General features: G+C 39.2%; 22 protein-coding genes and 1 other RNA gene. 15 read left to right on the forward strand and 8 right to left on the reverse strand.

Annotation, left to right across the window (positions count from 1 at the left end):
• Nucleotides 1-11 precede the first annotated feature (11 nt).
• The 3 genes from thiE to BN2458_RS04565 are packed head-to-tail and all read right to left on the reverse strand — an operon-like array spanning nt 12 to nt 2,722.
• Entirely contained in the window at nt 12-656 is a 645-nt protein-coding gene (gene thiE / locus BN2458_RS04555; protein ID WP_034326563.1) for a thiamine phosphate synthase, read from the reverse strand.
• 6 nt (nt 657-662) lie between these two features.
• Complete coding sequence (locus BN2458_RS04560; RefSeq protein ID WP_034343946.1) at nt 663-1,388, reverse strand: arginyltransferase; 726 nt, start codon at nt 1,386-1,388, stop codon at nt 663-665.
• Nucleotides 1,388-2,722, reverse strand: a complete 1,335-nt coding sequence (locus tag BN2458_RS04565; RefSeq protein ID WP_231944864.1) for a murein transglycosylase domain-containing protein — start codon at nt 2,720-2,722, stop codon at nt 1,388-1,390. Before BN2458_RS04565 ends, BN2458_RS04560 begins: the two co-directional genes overlap by 1 nt.
• Before the next feature lie 374 nt (nt 2,723-3,096).
• Between BN2458_RS04565 and BN2458_RS04570 the strand changes: the two genes are divergently transcribed.
• From BN2458_RS04570 to BN2458_RS04620, 11 genes are all read left to right on the forward strand, one after another.
• Nucleotides 3,097-4,080 (forward strand): radical SAM protein, encoded by a 984-nt coding sequence (locus BN2458_RS04570; RefSeq protein WP_034343927.1) that lies wholly within the window; start codon nt 3,097-3,099, stop codon nt 4,078-4,080.
• A 121-nt stretch (nt 4,081-4,201) separates the two neighbouring features.
• Entirely contained in the window at nt 4,202-4,840 is a 639-nt protein-coding gene (locus BN2458_RS04575; protein ID WP_034326568.1) for a superoxide dismutase, read from the forward strand.
• A 113-nt stretch (nt 4,841-4,953) separates the two neighbouring features.
• Nucleotides 4,954-5,784, forward strand: a complete 831-nt coding sequence (gene nadC / locus BN2458_RS04580; RefSeq protein WP_034326605.1) for a carboxylating nicotinate-nucleotide diphosphorylase — start codon at nt 4,954-4,956, stop codon at nt 5,782-5,784.
• A gap of 63 nt (nt 5,785-5,847) precedes the next feature.
• Nucleotides 5,848-6,927, forward strand: coding sequence for a thiamine-phosphate kinase (locus BN2458_RS04585; protein ID WP_231944865.1), 1,080 nt, complete (start codon nt 5,848-5,850; stop codon nt 6,925-6,927).
• A gap of 90 nt (nt 6,928-7,017) precedes the next feature.
• A complete protein-coding gene (locus tag BN2458_RS04590) occupies nt 7,018-7,851 on the forward strand; it encodes a non-canonical purine NTP pyrophosphatase (protein WP_034326573.1) in 834 nt (277 codons plus the stop codon).
• A gap of 97 nt (nt 7,852-7,948) precedes the next feature.
• Nucleotides 7,949-8,614 carry an OmpA family protein gene (locus BN2458_RS04595; protein ID WP_034326575.1) on the forward strand — a complete coding sequence of 222 codons (666 nt, stop codon included), beginning with the start codon at nt 7,949-7,951 and terminating at the stop codon, nt 8,612-8,614.
• Between the two features lie 39 nt (nt 8,615-8,653).
• On the forward strand, nt 8,654-10,636 hold the full coding sequence (locus tag BN2458_RS04600) for a hypothetical protein (protein ID WP_064504560.1): 1,983 nt from the start codon (nt 8,654-8,656) through the stop codon (nt 10,634-10,636).
• Between the two features lie 74 nt (nt 10,637-10,710).
• Nucleotides 10,711-11,262 (forward strand): queuosine precursor transporter, encoded by a 552-nt coding sequence (locus BN2458_RS04605; RefSeq protein WP_052082240.1) that lies wholly within the window; start codon nt 10,711-10,713, stop codon nt 11,260-11,262.
• A gap of 8 nt (nt 11,263-11,270) precedes the next feature.
• Nucleotides 11,271-12,056, forward strand: a complete 786-nt coding sequence (locus BN2458_RS04610) for a phosphatidylserine decarboxylase (RefSeq protein WP_034343930.1) — start codon at nt 11,271-11,273, stop codon at nt 12,054-12,056.
• 20 nt (nt 12,057-12,076) lie between these two features.
• Nucleotides 12,077-13,102: a quinolinate synthase NadA gene (nadA, locus tag BN2458_RS04615; protein WP_052082236.1), complete on the forward strand. Its 1,026-nt coding sequence runs from the start codon at nt 12,077-12,079 to the stop codon at nt 13,100-13,102.
• Between the two features lie 126 nt (nt 13,103-13,228).
• Nucleotides 13,229-13,987 (forward strand): hypothetical protein, encoded by a 759-nt coding sequence (locus tag BN2458_RS04620; RefSeq protein ID WP_034343932.1) that lies wholly within the window; start codon nt 13,229-13,231, stop codon nt 13,985-13,987.
• 44 nt (nt 13,988-14,031) lie between these two features.
• On the opposite strand, the gene tsaD is transcribed toward BN2458_RS04620, so the two are convergent.
• Nucleotides 14,032-15,114, reverse strand: a complete 1,083-nt coding sequence (gene tsaD, locus BN2458_RS04625) for a tRNA (adenosine(37)-N6)-threonylcarbamoyltransferase complex transferase subunit TsaD (RefSeq protein ID WP_058122055.1) — start codon at nt 15,112-15,114, stop codon at nt 14,032-14,034.
• 65 nt (nt 15,115-15,179) lie between these two features.
• On the opposite strand from tsaD, the gene BN2458_RS04630 reads away from it, so the two are divergent.
• Nucleotides 15,180-16,289, forward strand: coding sequence for an agmatine deiminase family protein (locus BN2458_RS04630; protein ID WP_034343934.1), 1,110 nt, complete (start codon nt 15,180-15,182; stop codon nt 16,287-16,289).
• Here BN2458_RS04630 and BN2458_RS04635 read toward each other — a convergent pair.
• The 3 genes from BN2458_RS04635 to BN2458_RS04645 form a co-directional block, all read right to left on the reverse strand.
• Entirely contained in the window at nt 16,284-17,294 is a 1,011-nt protein-coding gene (locus tag BN2458_RS04635) for an FkbM family methyltransferase (RefSeq protein WP_231944866.1), read from the reverse strand. The two genes, BN2458_RS04630 and BN2458_RS04635, sit on opposite strands and share 6 nt — an antisense overlap.
• Complete coding sequence (locus BN2458_RS04640) at nt 17,257-17,436, reverse strand: hypothetical protein (RefSeq protein ID WP_034343939.1); 180 nt, start codon at nt 17,434-17,436, stop codon at nt 17,257-17,259. Before BN2458_RS04640 ends, BN2458_RS04635 begins: the two co-directional genes overlap by 38 nt.
• Nucleotides 17,437-17,553: 117 nt before the next feature.
• The gene (locus tag BN2458_RS04645; RefSeq protein WP_231944867.1) at nt 17,554-18,033 is read right to left on the reverse strand and encodes a DJ-1 family glyoxalase III; all 480 of its coding nucleotides are present in this window, start codon (nt 18,031-18,033) and stop codon (nt 17,554-17,556) included.
• A 194-nt stretch (nt 18,034-18,227) separates the two neighbouring features.
• Between BN2458_RS04645 and BN2458_RS04650 the strand changes: the two genes are divergently transcribed.
• The 3 genes from BN2458_RS04650 (at nt 18,228) to ssrA (ending at nt 20,287) form a co-directional block, all read left to right on the forward strand.
• Nucleotides 18,228-19,325 (forward strand): tyrosine-type recombinase/integrase, encoded by a 1,098-nt coding sequence (locus BN2458_RS04650; RefSeq protein ID WP_034328177.1) that lies wholly within the window; start codon nt 18,228-18,230, stop codon nt 19,323-19,325.
• Nucleotides 19,322-19,882 carry a phosphatase PAP2 family protein gene (locus tag BN2458_RS04655; RefSeq protein ID WP_231944868.1) on the forward strand — a complete coding sequence of 187 codons (561 nt, stop codon included), beginning with the start codon at nt 19,322-19,324 and terminating at the stop codon, nt 19,880-19,882. Before BN2458_RS04650 ends, BN2458_RS04655 begins: the two co-directional genes overlap by 4 nt.
• A 41-nt stretch (nt 19,883-19,923) precedes the next feature.
• Nucleotides 19,924-20,287: a transfer-messenger RNA gene (gene ssrA, locus BN2458_RS09585) on the forward strand.
• A 235-nt stretch (nt 20,288-20,522) separates the two neighbouring features.
• Here ssrA and BN2458_RS04660 read toward each other — a convergent pair.
• A complete protein-coding gene (locus BN2458_RS04660; RefSeq protein ID WP_034328179.1) occupies nt 20,523-20,714 on the reverse strand; it encodes a hypothetical protein in 192 nt (63 codons plus the stop codon).
• Nucleotides 20,715-20,828 lie beyond the last annotated feature (114 nt).

Raw genomic sequence — 20,828 nt, forward strand, 5'->3', positions numbered from 1 at the left:
TTTGTCTTATCTTATTCTAAAGATTGAATCAAGGCAAGGGCATTGTGATAGATATTTTGATATTTAATCTCTAAGGGCGAATCTTGTATTTTACACTGCCATAGAGAGCTGATGACAGCGCACATATCAGCATTTTTTAGCAAATGTATATTTTGAGTGCTAATTCCCCCGATAGCACAAATGGGAATGTTTAAACTTGCTTTGGCAGATTCTAGAATCTCTAAAGGTGCAAGAGGGGCATTTGGTTTCGTAGGAGAGGCAAAAAACGCTCCAAAAGCGACATAATCCACACCAAGAGATTCTAAATCTTTTGCTCTCTGCACATCTGCGTAACTTGAAGCACCTAAAATTCCTTTGAAACTTTCTCTTGCTTGAGCGATTACCCCATCATCTTTACCTAAATGCAAAGCAGGAGCGTTTAGTTTTAAGGCGAGATTCAATCTATCATTCATCACAAAAAGCGCATTATATTTCTCACACAATGCCATAAGCTCTTTTGCCTTAGGATAAAGCCAAGAATCACTATGGCTTTTATCACGCAACTGAAAGATTTTCACCCCTGCTTTAAGAGCGGATTCTAAACATTGAGGCAAAATCTCATAAGGAGTGAGAATCTCATCTGAAATCGCATAAATGCCTTGTAACTTAGGATTCATAACTTCTTATCCATTATACATTTCCCAAATGGGTGCTTCAAACACATCAGGGATATTTTTAAGCACTTCAAAAGGCGTAAATCGCTCTTTATAGCCCATACAATAATGGTCTTTTATCCAATAGCCCGGATAGAAGTATTTGAGCCCATTTTCTTTGCCGATTTGGATTTGCTTAAGAATATTGAGTGTGCCAAGGCTATAAGCGGCAAAGTCGTGGTCATAGTAAAAATACACCGCTGTGATACTATCAAAAAGCGCATCGACAAGCCCCACGCCTATAAGTTGGGAATCTAAAAAGTATAAAAACTCATAGCCAAAGTCCTGATGTCCATCGACAAACATATCCATATAAGATTCTGGCGTGGTTGGAGTGTATTCCCAGCCTTTTTTATCACGCATCACACGATGATAGCGATTATAAAGTTCTATGTGTGCTTGAGTTATAGTGGGTTTTTGTATGTAAATATCAATATTTTGAGCTTTTTTTAGCAATCTCTTGTGATTTCTGCTAAAAGTGAAATCATCAATTAAGGTGCGTATTGAAATGCAATCGGTGCAGCCTTCACACATAGGCGTAAAAAAATAATTCCCAAAGCGTCTCCAACCACGTTCAAGTAGTCCATAGTAGAATGTCGGTGTTACATTTTGGATATGAAAATACCGAAACAAACTCTGCTTTGAATCTATATAGCTGCAAGTCTTTTGCTCAGAGTAAAATTCAACCAATCGCATCATTTAATATGCTCGTAATTTTTCTTAAATGTGCTGACTTTGAGGAGATAGCGTCTGCCTTCATCAGATGGGAGTTTAGAGCGCAAGGTATCATAGACTTTAGACGATGAGAGGGCATTTATACGATTAAAAGCTTGATTTTTGTCATTATGAAAAGTCCTTAACACACTTCCGGCTCCTGCATTATATGCGGTAATAACACAATATTCTTGACTTTGTTTATCTTTGACATTTGGCAAATAGCGATTAAAAAGTATGCTTAAATACGCTACGCCATATTCAATATTTGTTTCGGGGTTAAAGAGCATTTGCTTTGTGGGTTGCCCCTTTTTGCCATTTATGAGCTCATATGCGTCTGCTCCTGCAGTGCTTGGCACAATTTGCATTAGCCCATAAGCAGGTGCAGCACTCACTGCATAAGGGTTAAAATTAGATTCAGTTTGGATAATGCCTAGCACGAGCGCGGGAGAGATATTATACTTATGCGCGTATTTACGCACAAGCTCTTCATATCTATGCTCGCTTTTACTTTGATAATCTCCCACCATTTGCAAATCCACATAATCCACGCTCTTACCATTGCTATCCTTACGCGTTTTGAGGTGATTTTCTATTAAATATTTCGCATATCTATCCGCGCGCCACTGCGTGAGAATATCCTGTCCCTCATTATCTTTTACAAGCCCGGCTAAAAATGGCTTACCCTCGATTTTAAAATCCGCGCTTGAGTATAAATCTACATTGCTAGGATTCTGTGGCATTAAGAGTGTGTTTGAAATCGCCTTTTCTAGCGCGATAGCCCCCGCTAAGCTCTCTATGCGAATCGCGCCATTAGCAAAATTTATGCTTGTTTTTATCTTGTATTGGTTTGAGTATTTTACATAGGTTTGTGCGCTGGGCAGGGATATATCCTCATTTGCCCACTGCTTTGCGACATTGCCACTAAGGGTTTGGGTAATTTTATTGTATTGCTTTTTGGCTTCTTGGATATTGCGTAAGAGTGCCTTATTGTCATTTGCATAGGAACGGAGCTGATTCCCCGCAATTTGCCTTATTGCATAGTGTGGATCATCATTTATGTCCACATAGGTATTGTTAGTAGCACAGGATTGCAAGAGGCAAAGTATGCTAAGTGCGACACAAAAGCTAAGGAAATAGCGCATAAATGCACGAATACGAGTTAAGAGACTAGAGAAGGCGCAAAGATGGAAAGCACATTGGCAACAAAAAGAGGCAAAAATAGACAAAACATACTCCATTACTAAAATCAAAACTTTGCGCTTTATCAAGCTAAAGTTGCGGATTCTATCGTAAAAAGTTAAGATTTTATCCATTTTGAGGCTTTTAAGAGATATGAATCGAGAAGCAAGCAGGGGCAAATCGCACGGCTTTTAGAGAATCTCGTGTAAATAAATCCATCTTGCATAGAATCTTTACAAATTTAAGTTTTCTTTAACTATAATCCACATTATTATTTAGTCTGGATTCTAAATAATAATGTCTTGAGGTAAGCTTCTGCGCTTTTTTTGAAGCTTTTATGAGGGAGTTAGGCAAACAAGGCTGTTAAGTATTATAAGAGATTTGATAAATTGTTTATCAAGTATAAATTTGATACTGATATGTAAAGGATACTATAAACTAAAGAATAAGCGCGATTGAGGGCGTATTGAGCGGATTTTACAGATATAAGAGATGAAAGGCGGGAGATATGGAAATTGTTTTTGGTCCGGTGCATTCTAGGCGATTTGGTCGCTCACTCGGCGTTGATTTATCGCCACAGGGGAAGCAATGTAATTTTGACTGCGTGTATTGTGAGCTACAAGGGGCTAAGAGCGTGGATTTTATGTCGCATATTGTGTCTGTTGGCGAGATTGTATCAGCTGTAAAAGCGGCACTAGAAGTTCATCAATGCGATGTTTTGACGCTTACTGCAAATGGTGAGCCAACGCTCTATCCGCATTTACAGGAGTTAATTAGCACTCTTAATGAGATTGTGCCAGATTCTATAAAATTACTTCTTTTGACAAATGCTTCGCTGTTATGGAAAAAACAGGTACGTGAGGCATTACAGAATCTTGATATTGTGAAGTTTTCTTGTGATAGTTTGGAGGAGAAAGCATTTAAGCGCGTGGATAGACCGCATTCTAGCCTTTCTCTAGCACAAATCAAAGAGGGTATAGCGCGTTTTTGTACGGAATTTAAAGGCGAGATAGTCGCCGAGGTGCTTTTTGTCAAGGGTATAAACGATAGCCTAGCTCAAGCTAAGGAGGTTGCTGCGTTTTTGGCGAGTTTGCCACTTCATCGTGTAGATATAGGCAGTATCGACCGCCCACCAGCCTACAAAGTCGAGGCGGTGAGTGAGGAAACACTCGCAGAACTCGCGCAGTGCTTTTATGCGTATAAGAATTTGCAAGTGAATCTCCCTAAACGCGCTCACGCGGTTGATTTAGAATCTCGTGCGGATTCTAAAAAAGATTTAGAATCTCAAGCAGGTTTAGAGGCTTCACAATCGCGTAAATATTACACACACGAGCAGCTTTTGGGCTTACTTAAGCGGCGACCTTTGAGCGTGATTGATACGCATAATATGCTAGATTCTAAAACTTTAGCACTCTTAGATGAGCTATGCCAAAAAGGCGTTATAAAGCAGCGCAGAGTAGGGCTAGATACATTTTATCAAGTTGTGGAATGAAAATTAAAAAAAATTGATTATAATACCGCGCTTTTGCATTTTTGTTAAAAGCCGTTATGGGTTCTATAAATTATTGCAACATCATAGAATCTTAATACGCACAATACTTAAGGAGTAAAATATGTTTGAACTACGCACATTACCTTATGGCACAAACGAATTTAGCGGATTCCTCACTGAAGAGGCGTTTTCCTATCATCACGGCAAACATCACCAAACCTATGTGAATAATCTCAATAATCTCATCAAAGGCACAGAGTTTGAAAAAGCTGAGCTTGGCGACATCGTTCTTAAATCTAGCGGCGGTATGTTTAATAATGCAGCGCAAGTGTATAATCACGATTTTTATTGGGACTGCATAAGCCCAAAGACAAGCGATTTAAGCGCGGAACTAAGTGCGGCGATTAATGCAGAGTTTGGCTCACTTGAAGGGCTAAAAGAAAAATTCATCGCTTCAAGCACTACGCTCTTTGGCTCTGGCTGGAACTGGCTCGTGTATAACCCACAAAACAAAAAGCTTGAAATCGTGCAAACAAGCAATGCTGCTACACCTGTAACTGAAGGCAAAGTGCCGCTTTTGGTGGTAGATGTGTGGGAACACGCTTACTATATCGACCATAGAAATGCGCGTCCTGCGTATTTGGAGGCATTTTGGAAGCATATTAATTGGGCTTTTGTGTCTGTTTCTTATAAATGGGCGATTGAGCGCGGGATTGAATCATTCAAGTTTTATGCTAATGAGCTTCACCCCGTAAAATAATTCCTCAACTCTCCGCAATCTCCCCCTTAGCCACATTGGTTTAAGGGGTTGTGATTGCATTTTATGCTATCCTTGCTCTTACACTTACATTTTTTTACTTACAAAGGTATGTTATGACGGCACAAAGTGTTTTACGCTTTATTACGGATTCTCTAAGCGAGGATTTAGGCAGGGGCGATTTGTATGAATTATGCACACCGACAAAGAATGCTAAAGCCTATATTTTAGCTAAAGAGGAGGGAATCTTTTCAGGCGAAGTGTATCTCCGCGCACTCATTGAGTATTTTAACCTTACACTTATAGATTCATATAAAGATAGTGAATCTTTTGAAAAAGGAGCGTATTTGGCAAAAATAGAGGGGGATTACATAAAGATTTTGCAGGTTGAACGTGTATTACTGAATATTCTCGCCCATAGTAGCGGGATTGCCACGCTCACACATCGCTATATAGAGGCGATAAAAGATACTTCGGTAAAGCTCCTTGATACGCGCAAAACCCGCCCATTGTTGCGGGAGCTGGAGAAATACTCTGTGCGCAATGGTGGGGCGCATAATCACCGCTTTGGGCTTGATACAATGCTAATGCTTAAAGATACGCATTTAGCGCATATTGGGGATTTGAAAGAGGTTATTAGCACTGCTATGGAGAGACTGCCATTTATGTGTCCCATTGAAGTGGAATGCGAGAATCTTGACAGGGCAAAAGAAGCTATAAATGCCGGTGTTGATGTGATAATGTGCGATAATATGAATATAGCACAGATTCAAGAAGTAGTCGCTTATCGCAATGCCAACGCCCCGCATATCACGCTTGAAGCAAGTGGCAATATCAGTCTTTCAAATATACGAGAATACGCCCTAAGCGGCGTGGAAGCTATCAGCATAGGCTCTCTTATTCATCAGGCACAATGGCTGGATTTAAGTCTTAAGATTGAAAGCTAGGACTTGTGTCGTGCTAAGATTTGATTTTCTATCCGCCTTGCACTGCTTTAATATGTGTAATGCGTGTGTGAATCTAAGCATAAAGAGCAGGATAAGCCAATGCTAGGCTTTGATAGAGAATCTTACTTTCTTTCATTGCTGCAAAAAAGTGGTATCACAAAGGGCGTGGGTGATGATTGCTGCATTTTAGATTGTAATGCCTCGCCTTATCATTCCACATTTTGCCATTCTCCATATTCCCGCTACACTCCACCTCCGCGCGTAGCGCACAAAGCCCACATACACGCACAGGATATAACATCTTTTCTTGTTGGTGCGGATAGTTTTTGCGAGGGTGTGCATTTCCTTATGAAGTGGTTTTCGCCCTATGATATTGCCTACAAAGCTTTTTTAGTCAATTATTCCGACATCATAGCGATGAATGCCACGCCTCTTTATGCGACTTTGAGCGTGGCATTGCCTAAGTCGTGGCAAAAGGCGGAGATAAAGGATTTTGTGCGTGGCATAGAGACATTTTGTCGCTCACATTCTATTAAACTTATTGGCGGAGACACCATAACCGCGCTTTCTTTGCAGATTCATATTACACTTTTTGCTAAAAAATCTAAGCACACGCTTTATCGCGATAAGATTCCATTACATAGCCTCCTTTGCTACACAAGCGATAGGTATCCTAGAGATTCTATCACTCAAATATCAAAAGTGCTAAAAAACTTGCTTAATACCCATAAATACGAGGGGTTTAAAGCTAAAAATACGAATATTAATACAGAATCTACAAGCATAAAACCTCGTTTGAAAGCCAAAGGTAGATTTTTGCGCCCCACTATCCGCACGGGTTTCATAAGAGAATGCGCCCCATTTCTTAGGGGCGGTATGGATATTTCAGACGGAATCTTAAGCGATATTGTGCAACTTTGCACGATAAATCGGCTAGGATTCAAGGCATATTTTCCCATTTTTGCACCGCGCTTTAGGCATTTGCTCCATAGCGGAGAAACTTATGAAATGCTCCTTGCTATTGCCCCAAAAGATAGGCTTAAGATTCAAAAAAGAGCCGCAAAGCACAGGATTAGAATCCACACCCTTGGCAAACTCACACGCAAAAAATACATACTGCCACGGCGCAAGATATGGCATTAATACAACTTGATTTTTGTTGGATTTCAAGGTAATAAGTCCGCAAAAAAGGCTCATAAAGGCTTTAGATTCTAAATTTTAAGGAGATTTCAAATGACTATCATACTTGCCACAGGAAATAAGCACAAAATCCGCGAATTTGAGGCAATGCTAGGCGATACAGACGCGCAAGTGTATGCGTATGAGGAGATATTAGAATCTTTAGAGATTGTAGAAAGTGGCGCGAGTTTTAGTGAGAATGCCACACTTAAGGTAAAGGCTATTTATCAAGCCCTATATGCAAAATATATACAGGATTCGCAAAATACAGAATCTAGACTTACGCAAAACACACAAACTCAAGGGCAGGGCGTAAATACAGACTTTGCAAACTCGCAGAATCTAGCATATTCAGCAATGTATCCCCTCAAAGCTCCCCTTGCTATTATCGCTGAAGACAGCGGTTTATGTGTCCCCGCACTCAATGGAGAGCCGGGCATTTATAGCGCAAGATATGCGAGTTTTAAGCATTTTAATACGCATTTAGATTCGGCGCAATCACAAGAACTGCCTACGATGAGTTTAAATACCTCCCACATCGCGCACAATAGCACCGATAGTGAGAATCTCCAATGCCTTATAGAGCATATCGCCCCATTTGCGCCAACTCCTGCGTTTTTTACCGCGCATATCGCCCTTATTTTTGTAGAATCTTTGCCATTGCCACCCATAGAGCAATGCTATATTGAATGTTTCGAGGGGCGTTTAGAGGGCATAGCCATAAGTGAAGCGAGGGGTACGGAAGGCTTTGGTTATGACCCTATCTTTGTGCCTTTAGATTTAAATCCGCATAAGCAGACTTTAGCAGAATTTACTCCAAGTGCTAAAAATGCCATATCTCATCGCAAACGAGCCATTTCAGCTTGTCTCAAATATCTACATTTGTAGTCATTTCAATCACAAACCTAAGCCTATTTTAAGATAAAAATAAACTCTTTGTGGATATAATGCACGGGTTTATGATCTATCACAAAAGGAAAAATTTATGTTAAGGACAACGACTTCAAAAATCTCTATCACACTTTGTGGCGCGCTTCTTATGGCAGCTTGCACGACAAATCCTTACACAGGCGAATCGCAAATTAGCAAGACTGCTATTGGCGCAGTGGGCGCGGCAGCAGTGGGCGCAGGGATTGGCGCATTGGCAAGCAAGAAAGACAGGGCAAAAGGTGCGGCTATTGGCGCGGGTGTTGGCGCATTGGCAGGTGGCGCAGTGGGCGGATATATGGATATACAAGATAAAAAGCTCCGCGAAGAGTTGCAAGGCACAGGCGTGAGTGTTACTAAAAATGGCAATGAAATTACCCTTAATATGCCCGGCGATATTACATTTAAGAGCGGGAGTGCGGACTTAAGCGTGGATTTTTACAAGGTGCTTAATTCTGTGGCAAAAGTGCTGAATAAATATGACAAAACAATCGTTTCTGTTGTTGGATTCACAGATAATACAGGCAGTGCGGCAAAAAATCTTACTCTTTCACAGCAAAGAGCTCAAAGCGTAGCGGCATATTTGCAAAGTCAAAAAGTCAAAGAAGCACGATTTGTGATTGAAGGGCTTGGCGAAAGTGAGCCTATTGCTTCAAATAAAACTGCAGAGGGACGCGCAAAAAATCGCCGCGTTGAAATCTCACTTACTGCGATTACAAAATAACACAAACCTTCTAGCCTTTTGGCTAGGGGCGACCACATAATGATAAAGCCATTCAAACGATTTTTTTCACTTGTATGTTTTATATGCGCGGTGATGTGTATTCTATGCGTGGGATTCTATCCGCATTTATCATTTTTACTCTATATTGCTTTTATGCTGCAAACTTGTGCTCTTTTTGTCTATACTTATGATATTTTAAAAATCAAAAAACAAGCCACGATTAAAGCCTACTACAAGCTAGATTCTATCTTTCATCGCTATTTTGGACGCTTTTTTGTCGCGAAGATTCTAAGTTTTGGCGTTGCCCTTATTGGGAGCGTGTCGCTGTTTTTTATGCTCCTTTTTCCTAGCGGGAGCGATATACTCATTTTCTGCCTTCTTGTACCTTGTAGCGTGTATGGATTCAAAATCGTGCATATGATTTGTAGCGCGAATATAAGCATTGAATTTGCCACCACATTAGCAAAAAAATACACCGCTCTTATCGCTGCTGTCTTAGCTGTTGTATTCGAGCTTATGCTTAATGGCATAGCACCTTTAGAATCTAGTGCGCCGCAAGGAGATGTGTATGCGCATTATCACGCGCTTATACAGAGCTACAATATCGCGCAAATGCACTCGCATTTTTGGCAGGAACTCTTTGGTTTCGTGCTACTCAAAAAATCTTTCCTTGATGTGCTGTATCTCAATGTCGCCGATAGCTATTTGCGCTTTGGGCTTATTATGTTGTTTGCGTGTGGGCATTTTGCCTCATTTGCGAGTTTCGCACTTTTGTGCGTGGGGGGAATCTCCCCAAATGGCGCGCAGGACACAATCGTGCAAGATTCTAAGAATACACACGATAATTTTACATCTCAAGCATTAGATACAAAAATATTAGCGTCTAATACGCCCACAATACCGCAAGATACGCTAGATTCAAAATTTTCTAGCACTCAATGTGCTAAAGTGCAAGATTTCACACAAACCCGCGCCTTTAGGCAATTTTTCGCTATGGTGTTTTTCCTTATTTTTGTCTATATCGCCTTTAATATCAGTATCCACCTCCAACCCTTAGCAAAGTCTAAGAATCTCCCACCGCTCATAAGCTCACAGATTCTAAAAGACAATGAGCAATATATTCAAATCAGTTTGCAAGGCACACACAATCTCATTAGCACGAGTGATTTGCCCTCGTTAGAGCGTAAAATCAAGGAGAATCTAGCAGATTTTGAATCTGGTATAAACGCCGATACAGAGCAGATTTTAAATGCTTATCTCGCGCAAAAAGAAAAAATCATTGATGAATATTCAAGCTGGTATTTTAGTGTGCGTGGCGAATATACAAGGCTTTTTTATGCTGCTATTGGCAAGGGCGAGGATATAGCCCAAGAGCAGTTTATCTTTTTGCTTAAAACCTATACGCCTTATGATTTACAAGAGAGGCTAAACGCGCTTTATGATACGCATTTTTCTGCGCTCAAAACGCGTTTAGAGCAGACTTTTGGCTTTTTCACGCTGCATAGAAACCCCACAAACGCGCATATCACACAAGCTATATCTTTTGATGAGTTTAGCAAGGGCTTAGAACTCCTCAATCCTCGCGCAAGTGATGGCGTGGCAGCCCTACTAAGCGCAAGTATAGTGGGGGCGATGATTCTTAAAGCCTCGGGCAAAGCCGTTGCTAAAACCGGAGCAAAAGTGATAGGCAAAAGCGTGGCAAAAAAAAGCTTGAGTGGTGCGATAGGTGCGGGTGGTGGCTCACTTTTGTGTGGGGGCTTTGCGCCTTTGTGTGCGATAGGATTCTTTGTGGCGAGTGATTATGCGATTAATAGTGTTGATGAGATAATAAACGAGGAGGACTTCAAGGACAAAATGCGTCAAGGCTTTGCTTCGTGGGAGTCTCAGCTAAAAACAAGCCTGATTGATTATAATTCGCAACTCTCTTATCAAATTTTAGAGAATCTAGGGATAGCAGAAATTTCTAAAAGCCAAGATTCTAAAAATGATGTAGATTCTAAAGCGCACGATATGGGGGTGTAGCTGCAAATGCGCATAAGTTTTAGAATCTTCTACAACCAAATCCACGACAAAAAAGGAGTGAGTGAGTGAAAGAAATGAGTTTTTTTACTTTCATAGGTTCTAGCGTGTTTTTTGCCCTCATTATCATAGTGGCAAACTATTCCGTGCAGTATCCAATTTTAGGCTCTCCGCTGACCTATGGTGCGCTCACTTATCCCATTAGTTTTTTGCTTATGGATATTTTGAGCGAGAAATACAGCAAAGCCCAAGTATTAAAAACGCTTTGGGTGGGGCTATTCCTAGCTTTTTTCCCCTCACTTTTTATGAGTGAGCCACGCATTGCCATAGCGAGTGTATGTGCTTTTATTGTCTCACAAAATCTTGATGTGCATATTTTCTTTTATCTTAAAAATCGCTTTCCAAGCCTGTGGTGGCTACGCAATAATGCAAGCACAATGATTTCACAATTCATTGACACGATGATTTTCTTTCATATTGCATTTTTATTTATATATCCTTGGGAGCAAGTTATAATGATGCTTTTAGCAGATTTTTGTATAAAAGTCTTTTTAGCTCTTTGTGATACGCCATTGTTTTATATATTGGCAATACGCAAATATAAGCAGCCAAAAATTACTACAAAATGAGGTAGAATATGAATCTTTCAAACAAATTTTCACGACTTTTTGGGCGATTTGCCTCTTGTGAATTTCCGTCTTTTTTGCAGCATTTTATCAATAGTGTGTATGTAAAGATTTTTGATATAGATTTGAGTGAGTTTGCACTAGCCTCTAGCTATACTTCGCTTAATGCACTTTTTACCCGCTCTCTGTCTAAACCTAGAGCGATAAATCCTAATCCCATTGTGCTTATCGCTCCTTGTGATTCGCTTATTACGCAAATGGGCAAGACAAGCGATAAATACGCCTTGCAGATTAAAGGTATGGAATATTCTGTTGAAGAGCTTTTAGGACAGAAGCTTGATAGGGAGTTTTATTATATAAATTTTTATCTCTCACCAAGAGATTATCATCGCTATCACGCGCCTTGTGATATGCAGATTTGTGAAATGCGCTATTTTGGCGGAGAGCTGCTGCCGGTCAATCTCCCTTCTTTGCAAAAAAATCAAAACCTTTTTGTGAGAAATGAACGCGTAGTCGTGGTAGCAAAAACATCAAGCAATAAATGGATTTATTTTGTTGCTGTTGGTGCGCTCAATGTCGGCTCTATGGTAATGCATTGTGAGCCTAAGATTCAAAGTAATGCCAAAGCGCATAATACAACCTATACCTATACTACGCCCATAAGCGTGAAAAAAGGCGAGGAATTAGGTATGTTTAAAATGGGTTCAACCATTGTGCTTTTTATGGAACAAATGATCCCCGATATAAATATTAATCAAAAAGTAAAATTTGCCCAAGATTTAGGCACTTATGCGTAGAATCTAATATAAGGAATAATATGTCTAGCACACTTCATAATCTAATCACAGATGAAATCAAAACATTACTTCATAAGCTTGAAGCGCTACTTGTAGCACATTATTATCAAAAAGATGAAATTGTTGCCTTGGCAGATTTATGTGGAGATAGTTTGGAGCTTTCCCGCAAGGCTTCAGCAAGTGAGAAAAATCTCATTGTATTTTGTGGCGTAGCATTTATGGGACAAAGCGTTAAGGTGCTTGCTCCACAAAAGCGTGTGATTATGCCTCGTTTAGCGTGTTGTTCTATGGCAAGAATGATAGATAGTGATTATTATGATGAAAGTATTGCTCTTTTGCAATCCTATGGCTTAAGTAAAGATTCTATCTTTCCTATTACTTATATTAATTCAAATGCTGATGTTAAAGCAAAAGTTGCTCAAATGGGAGGGCTTGTTTGCACAAGTGCAAATGCTCATAAGATTTTTAATTTTGCAAAGGAGCAGGGCAAAAAGATATTTTTTCTCCCTGATAAATGTCTGGGAGAGAATCTCGCTCGTTTAAATAGCAAAAAATCCGCGATATTGGGCACAGATGACAAAGAAAAAGTGCTTAGCGCTGATGTGATTTGCTATGATGGATTCTGTTCTGTGCATCAGCTTTTCACGTCACAAGATATTACCTTTTATCGTGAAAAATTTGCAGATATTAAAATTGTCGTGCATCCTGAATGCGACCCGAGTGTCGTAGAACTTGCTGATTTTGTTGGCTCGACAAGTCAAATCATTGCTTATGTGCAAAATTTGCCTTTGGAGCAAAAAGTGGCAGTAGGCACAGAATTTAATCTTGTCAATCGTTTGCGTCCTAAATATAATGGCAAACAAACAACCTTTGTCCTTAGCTCAAGTAAGCCTCAATGTCCCACAATGAATGAAACAACTCTTGAAGATGTGCGTGATGTGCTTCTTGCTTTTGAAGATAATAAGCCTATTAATGAAGTGTTTTTGGATAATGAGATTCAAAAATGGGCAAAAATCGCCCTTGATAGAATGCTTGAACTCTCTTAAAAAGATAAAAGTAATTTTACCTTTTGTAACATACTTTTTTAAACTTAGAAAAAAACAAAAATTAAAAATTATTCATTAAATAATTTTTATTAAAAATATAGTGTTCCAATTTTTTAAGGAGGATTTATGCAGTTGAAATTTCTTAGAAACTTGTTGCTTTCTCTTGCATTTTTAGGCGCAATAACTTCTTTAAGCCTTGCCGCTGATTGTGAAGAAACTAACTGCTCAAGCTTTCGCATAGGTGTGGGGGGAGCGTATCATACCTTAGATGGCAAAGGAGCAAATAACATAAGTAGCACAGGTGGCTATCTCTCTTTTGCAGCACGTGGCACTCTCAAACAAAGGCTTATGAGCGAACTTAGCGGAAAAATAGGCGTAGGGAGCGCAAAAGCAAGTGGAGCATACTTCGTAACTCTTGACGAAAAGCCTCTTTCAGTTTTTACAGAGGCTTCTTTTAAGATTGGTTTAAATATTTCAAGCAAACACCTTCCTTTGTTTGTCAATGCTGTATATGGTTGGGATAATTTCTCTACAAATACAAAAGATAAAGGAGTGGGGCTTTCACGCGAATTAGGCGGGGTAGAGCTTGAAGGATTCTTACCTACTCGCAATAATTCAAAGATAGAATATCTCGTAGGTTACTATCATTTCTTTGCGGGAAATTATCTTTTGCAAAATGATGTAAGCTCAAAGCTTGGGGGTACAAACTATATGATTAAGGCAAGTTTGGGCTATGCGAGCAATATTACGCCAAATCTAGGATTTTATATTAAAGCTATTGGCAAATATGAAAATATGAGCGATTCAAAACTCACAGCTACAAATGTTAATTATCCTGCAAGCACTAACTATGTGGGTATGATAGAGCTTGGGCTTGAATTATAATAGATTCTATAAGGATTAGAATCTAATCCTTATAGACAAGATTCTTATTTCTCACAAAAATCAGTAGGCAAACTTTTAGGCGAGATTTGCGCTTCATCTATGGGTGTAAAATCTCCCCTTTTATAATGCTCTATGGCACACACGCCAATCATTGCTGCATTATCAGCACAAAAAGCAAGGTCAGCGAGATGAAGCTGTTTATTATACTCCTCACAAAGCTCATTTAGGGTGGTGCGTAGGTATGTATTTGCACTTGCTCCTCCTACAATAGCAAAATGTTCTAAATCTTGTGCCTGCGCGCTTTGAAAATATAATCTTACTTTGCGCACGATATGTTCACACGCGCTTTGTTGGAATCCTGCACAGATACTTCCTCTATCTTTGGGGCTAAGAGGTTGGGGTAGAGCTTGAATGGCAAGTCTTACGGCATTTTTTAAACCCGAAAAGCTAAATTGTAGTTTTTGATTATGCAAAAGTGGCACAGGAAAATTATGAGGCGCAATATGTGGAAAGTCGCGCATAAAAGTTGTAGCATAAGATTCTATAATAGGACCACCCGGATAACCTAATCCCAAATATTTAGCTACTTTATCAAAGCTTTCCCCAAAGCTATCATCAAGGCTTTGAGCGATAAGGCTTATGGCATTAAAATCGCGCATATGGAGAATCTGTGTATGCCCGCCAGATACAAGCAAAATGCCAAGAGGTTGGGGTAGAGAGGTGTTTTTAGGGAGAATGGCTTGTATATCTGAAGTGGCTTTATGAATCAAAAGCGAATAAATATGTCCCTTAAGGTGATTAACACAAATAAGCGGCACTTGCAAACCAAGACAAAGTGCCTTTGCCATCATCAAACCTTCAATGAGTGTTACACTTAGTCCCGGACGCGTGGTTACCGCGACTGCTTTAATAGGAGATAAATCGTTATTGAGAAATGCTTTGAGCTTTTTTAGAATCTCTGGAAGTCTTTGAGCGTGAAGTCTTGAAGCAATTTCTGGCACAATCCCACCATAAGTGCTATGTTCTTCATCTTGAGAAAGTTTGATATGATAAAGAAGCGAAGCATCATTAATGCTCGTTAGGGCAAGTGAGCTATCATCGCAGCTTGATTCTATGCTTAAGATCATAAGCAAATTCCTTAAAAATTCCAAAGTATGCTAAGATTATACATAAGAAGTTTAAAGGATTATCTATGAAAAAAATCAAATATAGACTTAAGGCGGAATGGGAGGAACAAATAGCTATATTAATGGCTTTTCCGCACAAAAATAGCGATTGGGCAATACATATTGAGGTAGCTCGAGAATGTTTTGTGCGTATTATAGAGCAGATTCTATATTTTGAATCAGTAATACTTTGTGTGGATATTAATGATGATGAGGGAATGGCATTATTGCACACACATTTTAAAAAACATATTACATTTGCTCAAAATGAGACATTTAAATCGTATAATCAACAATATGGGCTTCATATTGTTCGTGTGCCCACAAATGATACTTGGGCGAGGGATTTTGGAGGTATTAGCGTGGAAGCAGAGGGGGGCATAGCCCTATTTGATTTTGTCTTTAATGGTTGGGGGCTAAAATATCCTGCAAATTATGACAATCAAATTACGCAAAATATTGTTTGTGAAGCTTTCAAAAATACTCATTTATCGCCACTTGTAAAAAGAATTTTTTCATCTTATCGTCCCATAAAAACTGATATGATTCTTGAGGGTGGCAGTATAGAAAGCAATGGGGCAGGGGTATTGCTTACTAATACACAATGTCTCCTTGAAAAAAATCGCAATCCTCATCTTAGCCAAGATGAAATAGAATCTAAGCTTAGAGAGTATTTTGGATTAGATTCTGTATTGTGGCTTACACAAGGCTATCTTGCAGGAGATGATACAGATAGTCATATTGACACACTAGCGCGTTTTATTAGTGAGGATACGATTGCTTACATCACTTGTGATGATAGGCAAGATGAGCATTTTGAATCTCTTAAGAGTATGGAGGCGGAACTACGCGCTTTAAAACAATCTAATGGAGAGCCATATAAGCTTATTCCTCTGCCTTTTACAAAGGCTATCTATGATGAGCAAGGACAAAGGCTACCTGCAAGTTATGCGAATTTTTTGTTTGTCAATGGGGGCTTGCTCGTGCCAACTTATAGGGATAAAAATGACGCAAAAGCACTTGAGATTCTAAGCAAAGCATTGCCAAAGCATAGGGTAGTGGGCGTGGATTGTCGCTCACTCATTCTATGGCACGGCAGTTTGCATTGTGTCAGTATGCAGGTGTATGGCTCATAATATTTCGCAAAATAATCCTGTTTCTACTGAAATAGTATAATCAATAGGCTTATGTATAGAAAAAGTATAGCCGAGATTCCACGATTCTATCAAAGGCTTAATCTCAAAGAAATCATTTAAGGAGTGATAAATACTATAAATAAGCATTGTAGGTTTTTGAGTGCAAATAGTCTCTTTTGCGCCCTTTAAAAACTCCATTTCAAAGCCTTCAATATCTACTTTAATAAAACCTACTTGAATCTTGTGCTCTGCTACATAGCTATCAAGGGTAATGATTTCTACCTCCTCATTTTCATCTTTATCATTTGCGTGTGGGGAGGGATTAAAAGATGAAGAACCACCATTAACACTAATTGTCATTTTGCTTGGTGCGCTCCCTAAAGCTTTTTTCACAGGCACAATACGTGCAGCCTTATTTATTGCAATAGTTTCAAGCATAAGTTCATAATTTTGTGTCGTAGCCTCAAAGCTATGCACTTTATTGTGAGTGTATTCTTGTAAGATGAGGGCACTATCCCCGATATATCCACCTACATCAATAATATCCTTATCTTTTAAAGAATCTAAATTTTTAAGCTTATCTAAGCCGTGCCGATACCAAAAAACTTCAATGCCGTGTCGCTTGGGTAGGAAATAACCATTCCAACAATACAGATTTGGCGCGATATGAAAGATATTTGGGAAAAAGTCATTTTGTAGCGAATCTAATGCTTCCACCTCTTTTTTTGAAAGAGCAAAATATAACTTCAAAGGGTGTGCGTCTGCCTCTAATGTGCGTGAAATGATACGATAAATTAAATCTGTGCTTTCTTTATCCAAACCTTGCGTAAGGTGTATAATTCTTTCTGTTGATGAAGTTTCTTTAAGTGTAGGGATAGAATCTTGAAACCAAAGATTTAGATAAATATGATGAAAACGGAGTAGTTTTTTGTAATTTTTCGTCTTTCTTACTTTAATACCACAGATTCTAAGCGTATAGTCTAATATTATCCTCCCCCGTAGCATTATAAGCATTGCGGTAGGTTTTCTTTTGGATGATAAGTGGAAAATTAAAAACAAGCAGAGAGATCACATTGTTTTTATGCACAAGCGGGAAGCGACATACCTTACGCACAAGAGTAGCGTTTGTATAATCATAAAATTTCATCTTTGCTCCTTTGATGTTTCTTATTAAAGAGAAGCTAAATGTGCTTTTAGGGTAGGGAAGCACAATTCATTGGCAAGTGCTTCTACTTTTTCATTGCCGCATAACTCACGCACTATTTCAAGTGCAAAAACTGAAGCGGTGGCGGGTGCGGTGGAAGTGAAGAATATTGCCACTTTTGACAACAGCGGTATCTTTTCTATTTTTATTACTCATTTCAGCCTCACAGCCCGGATAGCAAGTAAATTCACCCTCAAGCACACCTGCCTTGTCTAACACAATAGGGGAGGCACAAATCGCCGCTATGAGCTTTTGCTCTTGCTTGAAAGTTGTCAGCCACAATTTGATAAGCTCGTTATTGGCAAGATTTTGCATACCAACATAGCCTCCAGCCAACACAATAGCGTGAAAATCAGCATATTCTAGCTCGGGTAGGACAGAATCCGCTTCAATCACAATATGATGCGCTCCCAAAACGCGTTTATGTGAATCAAGACTTGCGAGTGCCACACGCACACCTGCACGGCGCAAAATATCCACCACGGATACTAGCTCAATCTCCTCAAATCCCTTAGCAATCGGCACTAAAACATTTTTCATTTCCAAGTCTCCTTGATTTTTGACTTCATTTTTCACGCATTATAGCATTAAAATATAATATTTTATGGCACAAAGCAAGAGAGGAATATAAAGATGGGTATTTTGGGGTTTATATAAAAAAGTTTGAAAAGTATAGTTTTCATAACTAAAATATGATACAATCCACAACAACAACTCAAAAAAAGAGGCTCAATGTGAAATACCCACTCAATTATAAAGACCATTTTAATGCGACATTGCTGTTTTGGATTACACGATTTATCCGCTATAAGCTCACCACGCTTTCTAATCACCAAGTCTATGACAAAGAGAATGTGCTTGAAGCGATTAATCTCTTAAGTAATGATGAGATACTTTCCATTGAAGCGCTAGATTCTATCTGCAAGAGTGTGCGTAAAGCCGGAATGATAGGGATAAACACCTACTCTACCCCGCTACTTAAGCTCTACATATTTCTTACCCAAAGCAGAATCCCCGCTCTTAAGAAAATGGAGGAGATTGACGAGGAGGTTTTAAGCGATTTTTTAAGCGTGGAGACAAGCACCCTCTCAAATGCAAGTAAGAAAAATTATCGTATTGCGCTCATTGGGCTTTTTGGCTATATTGATAAGCAAAATGAGAGTGAGGGCAGCTCGTATGTGTATGACATCACGCTTAAAATTAGTGCGCTGCAGGGCAAAGCAGGAGCGAAGCTCCCTGCGTATTTGAGCCAAGATGAGCTAGAACACTTTTTGAAAGCCATTGATGAGGCGCAGCTTGGAGCAAAGGTTACAGCGCGTAATAAGCTCATTATCAAACTCATCGTCTATACCGGAATCCGCGTGAGCGAAGCACTCAATCTCCGCAGAAAAGATATTTTTCCACATCTTGACTACTATCTTGTGCAGATTCGGGGTAAGGGCAATAAGCCACGTGTGGTGATGATAAGTCAAAGCCATATCCAAAGCCTACTTGATTCGTGGCTTACGCAACGCCCAAGCTTCGCTCCTAAGCACGATTTGCTTTTTTGTAATGCAAAAGGCGAGGCACTCACGCAAAGCTATATTTATAGAAATGTGGAAAATATCCTCTTACAAGCGGGAATCCGCAAGGAAAAAAATGGAGCGCATATGCTGCGCCACTCCTTTGCCACCCTGCTCTATCAGCAAAAACACGATTTGGTGATGGTGCAAGAAGCATTGGGACATTCGGATTTAAACACAAGTAGAATCTATACGCATTTTGATAGCGAGCGACTCCGCGAAGTCGCTGAAGTAATGGATAATCTTAACAAAAAGGAGAATCATCAATGAATAGATTTATAAAATCAAATATGCAACATAATCTTGTAATCTGTCTTATTGGTATATTTGCACTTGGATTGTGGCTCTATGATAAAGTCGTATATGGCGATGTATTTCGCCTTATGCTTGTCGCACTTGGGCTTTTTTGGTTTATTCAAAAGCAATTTCAGCACTTGAAATATCTCATCATCGTGGCAATAGTAATTTTAGGCATAGCCTTTGCGTGTAAGCTACTTTTTGCTTATCTCGCTCATCATTATGGTGATATAGAGTGGTTACAAGGCATACTAGAAATTGCTAAACGCCCTATTAATGGAAAGTTTAAAGGATTCCCAAGCGGACATACCACAGCTGCTTTTACAACGTCTGCGTTGATGTGGCACTTTATGGGTAAGAAATGGGGTATATTTGCTTTTATTTTAGCTTGTTTTGTGGGATATTCGCGTATTTTGAGCTTATGGCATACGCCTTTACAAGTTTTAGCAGGAGCTATTCTTGGCTTTATAGGGAGTTTGATACTCATTTATTGTATTGATAAATATTTTAAAAAATATATTGACAAATAGCGTGAAAAAAAAATATAATTCGCACCCTATCCACATCTTATGGGGCTGATTGGCTTTCGACAGGAATGAAGAGGCTTAGGTGCATGTGAGCCGGCACGCTCTCAAACTACCACATTTTTTAAACGCAAACAACGCAAATTACGCTCCAGCTTACGCAAGAGTCGCGTAAGTTTATCGCTTTTTGGAGCCGAGCATAGTATTTCTTTCTAGCGGAAAGCTATCCTCGTCATCTTTGCTAGATGCTCTTTTGCTTTTACCTATGGCAAGGGAAAAGATTTAGGTTGCTTGTGGATTCTATCTTGGGACATTGGATAGCCACAAAAAGACTTCAATGTCTGCTAAACATGTAGATTCTTAAGAAGCTCTCATTTTTGGACTGGGGTTCGACTCCCCACAGCTCCACCATAATTTCTCTATTTTGTATTAAGATTCAAAGTTATAAAGCTTTTAATTGCTATGATGCGTTTTACAAGATAAGGCGTGGAAAAGATAAAGCACAAACCAAAGAAATAATTTAGTAAGGTTTGTGATATAGGCAAACAAGAAAGGCGCAATATTGTGTAAGAATTTAATACCTAAAATAAATAAGCCATAAAATTTCTTGGTAATATGCGCATTTGGCAGGGCATTTCACCTTGCTTTAGTGAATCTGGGCTGCTTTTCGGATTCTATATGCCTTTGAGCGACAAGCACTTGAGCAAGTTTTTGCACTTTTGCTTCCAATAAATGGTTTATGGCACACCTGGCAATCTTTTTTTGCTTTATCAAGACTTTTAAGCAATGATACGACTTCACTATGAGAAAGTGAATGCTTACAATAAGGACATTCCATAAAAACTCCTTTGTCTTTAAGAGATTGATTATTATCACAGCTACTTAAATTACATTATGATAGTAACAAAAAAATGCTACAAAAATGTAAAAAAAAATATTTTATAAAATATAA

Source organism: Helicobacter typhlonius (assembly GCF_001460635.1).
GTDB lineage: Bacteria > Campylobacterota > Campylobacteria > Campylobacterales > Helicobacteraceae > Helicobacter_C > Helicobacter_C typhlonius.

Excerpts from the sequence above, each read along its gene's own strand:
- BN2458_RS04565 (WP_231944864.1), bottom strand. The coding sequence starts at position 2,722 with ATGGATAAAATCTTAACTTTTTACGATAGAATCCGCAACTTTAGCTTG.
- BN2458_RS04595 (WP_034326575.1), top strand. The coding sequence starts at position 7,949 with ATGTTAAGGACAACGACTTCAAAAATCTCTATCACACTTTGTGGCGCG.
- BN2458_RS04610 (WP_034343930.1), top strand. The coding sequence starts at position 11,271 with ATGAATCTTTCAAACAAATTTTCACGACTTTTTGGGCGATTTGCCTCT.
- BN2458_RS04620 (WP_034343932.1), top strand. The coding sequence starts at position 13,229 with ATGCAGTTGAAATTTCTTAGAAACTTGTTGCTTTCTCTTGCATTTTTA.
- BN2458_RS04645 (WP_231944867.1), bottom strand. The coding sequence starts at position 18,033 with ATGAAAAATGTTTTAGTGCCGATTGCTAAGGGATTTGAGGAGATTGAG.
- BN2458_RS04590 (WP_034326573.1), top strand. The coding sequence starts at position 7,018 with ATGACTATCATACTTGCCACAGGAAATAAGCACAAAATCCGCGAATTT.
- BN2458_RS04630 (WP_034343934.1), top strand. The coding sequence starts at position 15,180 with ATGAAAAAAATCAAATATAGACTTAAGGCGGAATGGGAGGAACAAATA.
- BN2458_RS04560 (WP_034343946.1), bottom strand. The coding sequence starts at position 1,388 with ATGCGATTGGTTGAATTTTACTCTGAGCAAAAGACTTGCAGCTATATA.
- BN2458_RS04660 (WP_034328179.1), bottom strand. The coding sequence starts at position 20,714 with ATGGAATGTCCTTATTGTAAGCATTCACTTTCTCATAGTGAAGTCGTA.
- BN2458_RS04635 (WP_231944866.1), bottom strand. The coding sequence starts at position 17,294 with ATGCTACGGGGGAGGATAATATTAGACTATACGCTTAGAATCTGTGGT.
- BN2458_RS04640 (WP_034343939.1), bottom strand. The coding sequence starts at position 17,436 with ATGAAATTTTATGATTATACAAACGCTACTCTTGTGCGTAAGGTATGT.
- tsaD (WP_058122055.1), bottom strand. The coding sequence starts at position 15,114 with ATGATCTTAAGCATAGAATCAAGCTGCGATGATAGCTCACTTGCCCTA.
- BN2458_RS04655 (WP_231944868.1), top strand. The coding sequence starts at position 19,322 with ATGAATAGATTTATAAAATCAAATATGCAACATAATCTTGTAATCTGT.
- BN2458_RS04600 (WP_064504560.1), top strand. The coding sequence starts at position 8,654 with ATGATAAAGCCATTCAAACGATTTTTTTCACTTGTATGTTTTATATGC.
- BN2458_RS04605 (WP_052082240.1), top strand. The coding sequence starts at position 10,711 with ATGAGTTTTTTTACTTTCATAGGTTCTAGCGTGTTTTTTGCCCTCATT.
- BN2458_RS04575 (WP_034326568.1), top strand. The coding sequence starts at position 4,202 with ATGTTTGAACTACGCACATTACCTTATGGCACAAACGAATTTAGCGGA.
- nadA (WP_052082236.1), top strand. The coding sequence starts at position 12,077 with ATGTCTAGCACACTTCATAATCTAATCACAGATGAAATCAAAACATTA.
- thiE (WP_034326563.1), bottom strand. The coding sequence starts at position 656 with ATGAATCCTAAGTTACAAGGCATTTATGCGATTTCAGATGAGATTCTC.
- BN2458_RS04570 (WP_034343927.1), top strand. The coding sequence starts at position 3,097 with ATGGAAATTGTTTTTGGTCCGGTGCATTCTAGGCGATTTGGTCGCTCA.
- nadC (WP_034326605.1), top strand. The coding sequence starts at position 4,954 with ATGACGGCACAAAGTGTTTTACGCTTTATTACGGATTCTCTAAGCGAG.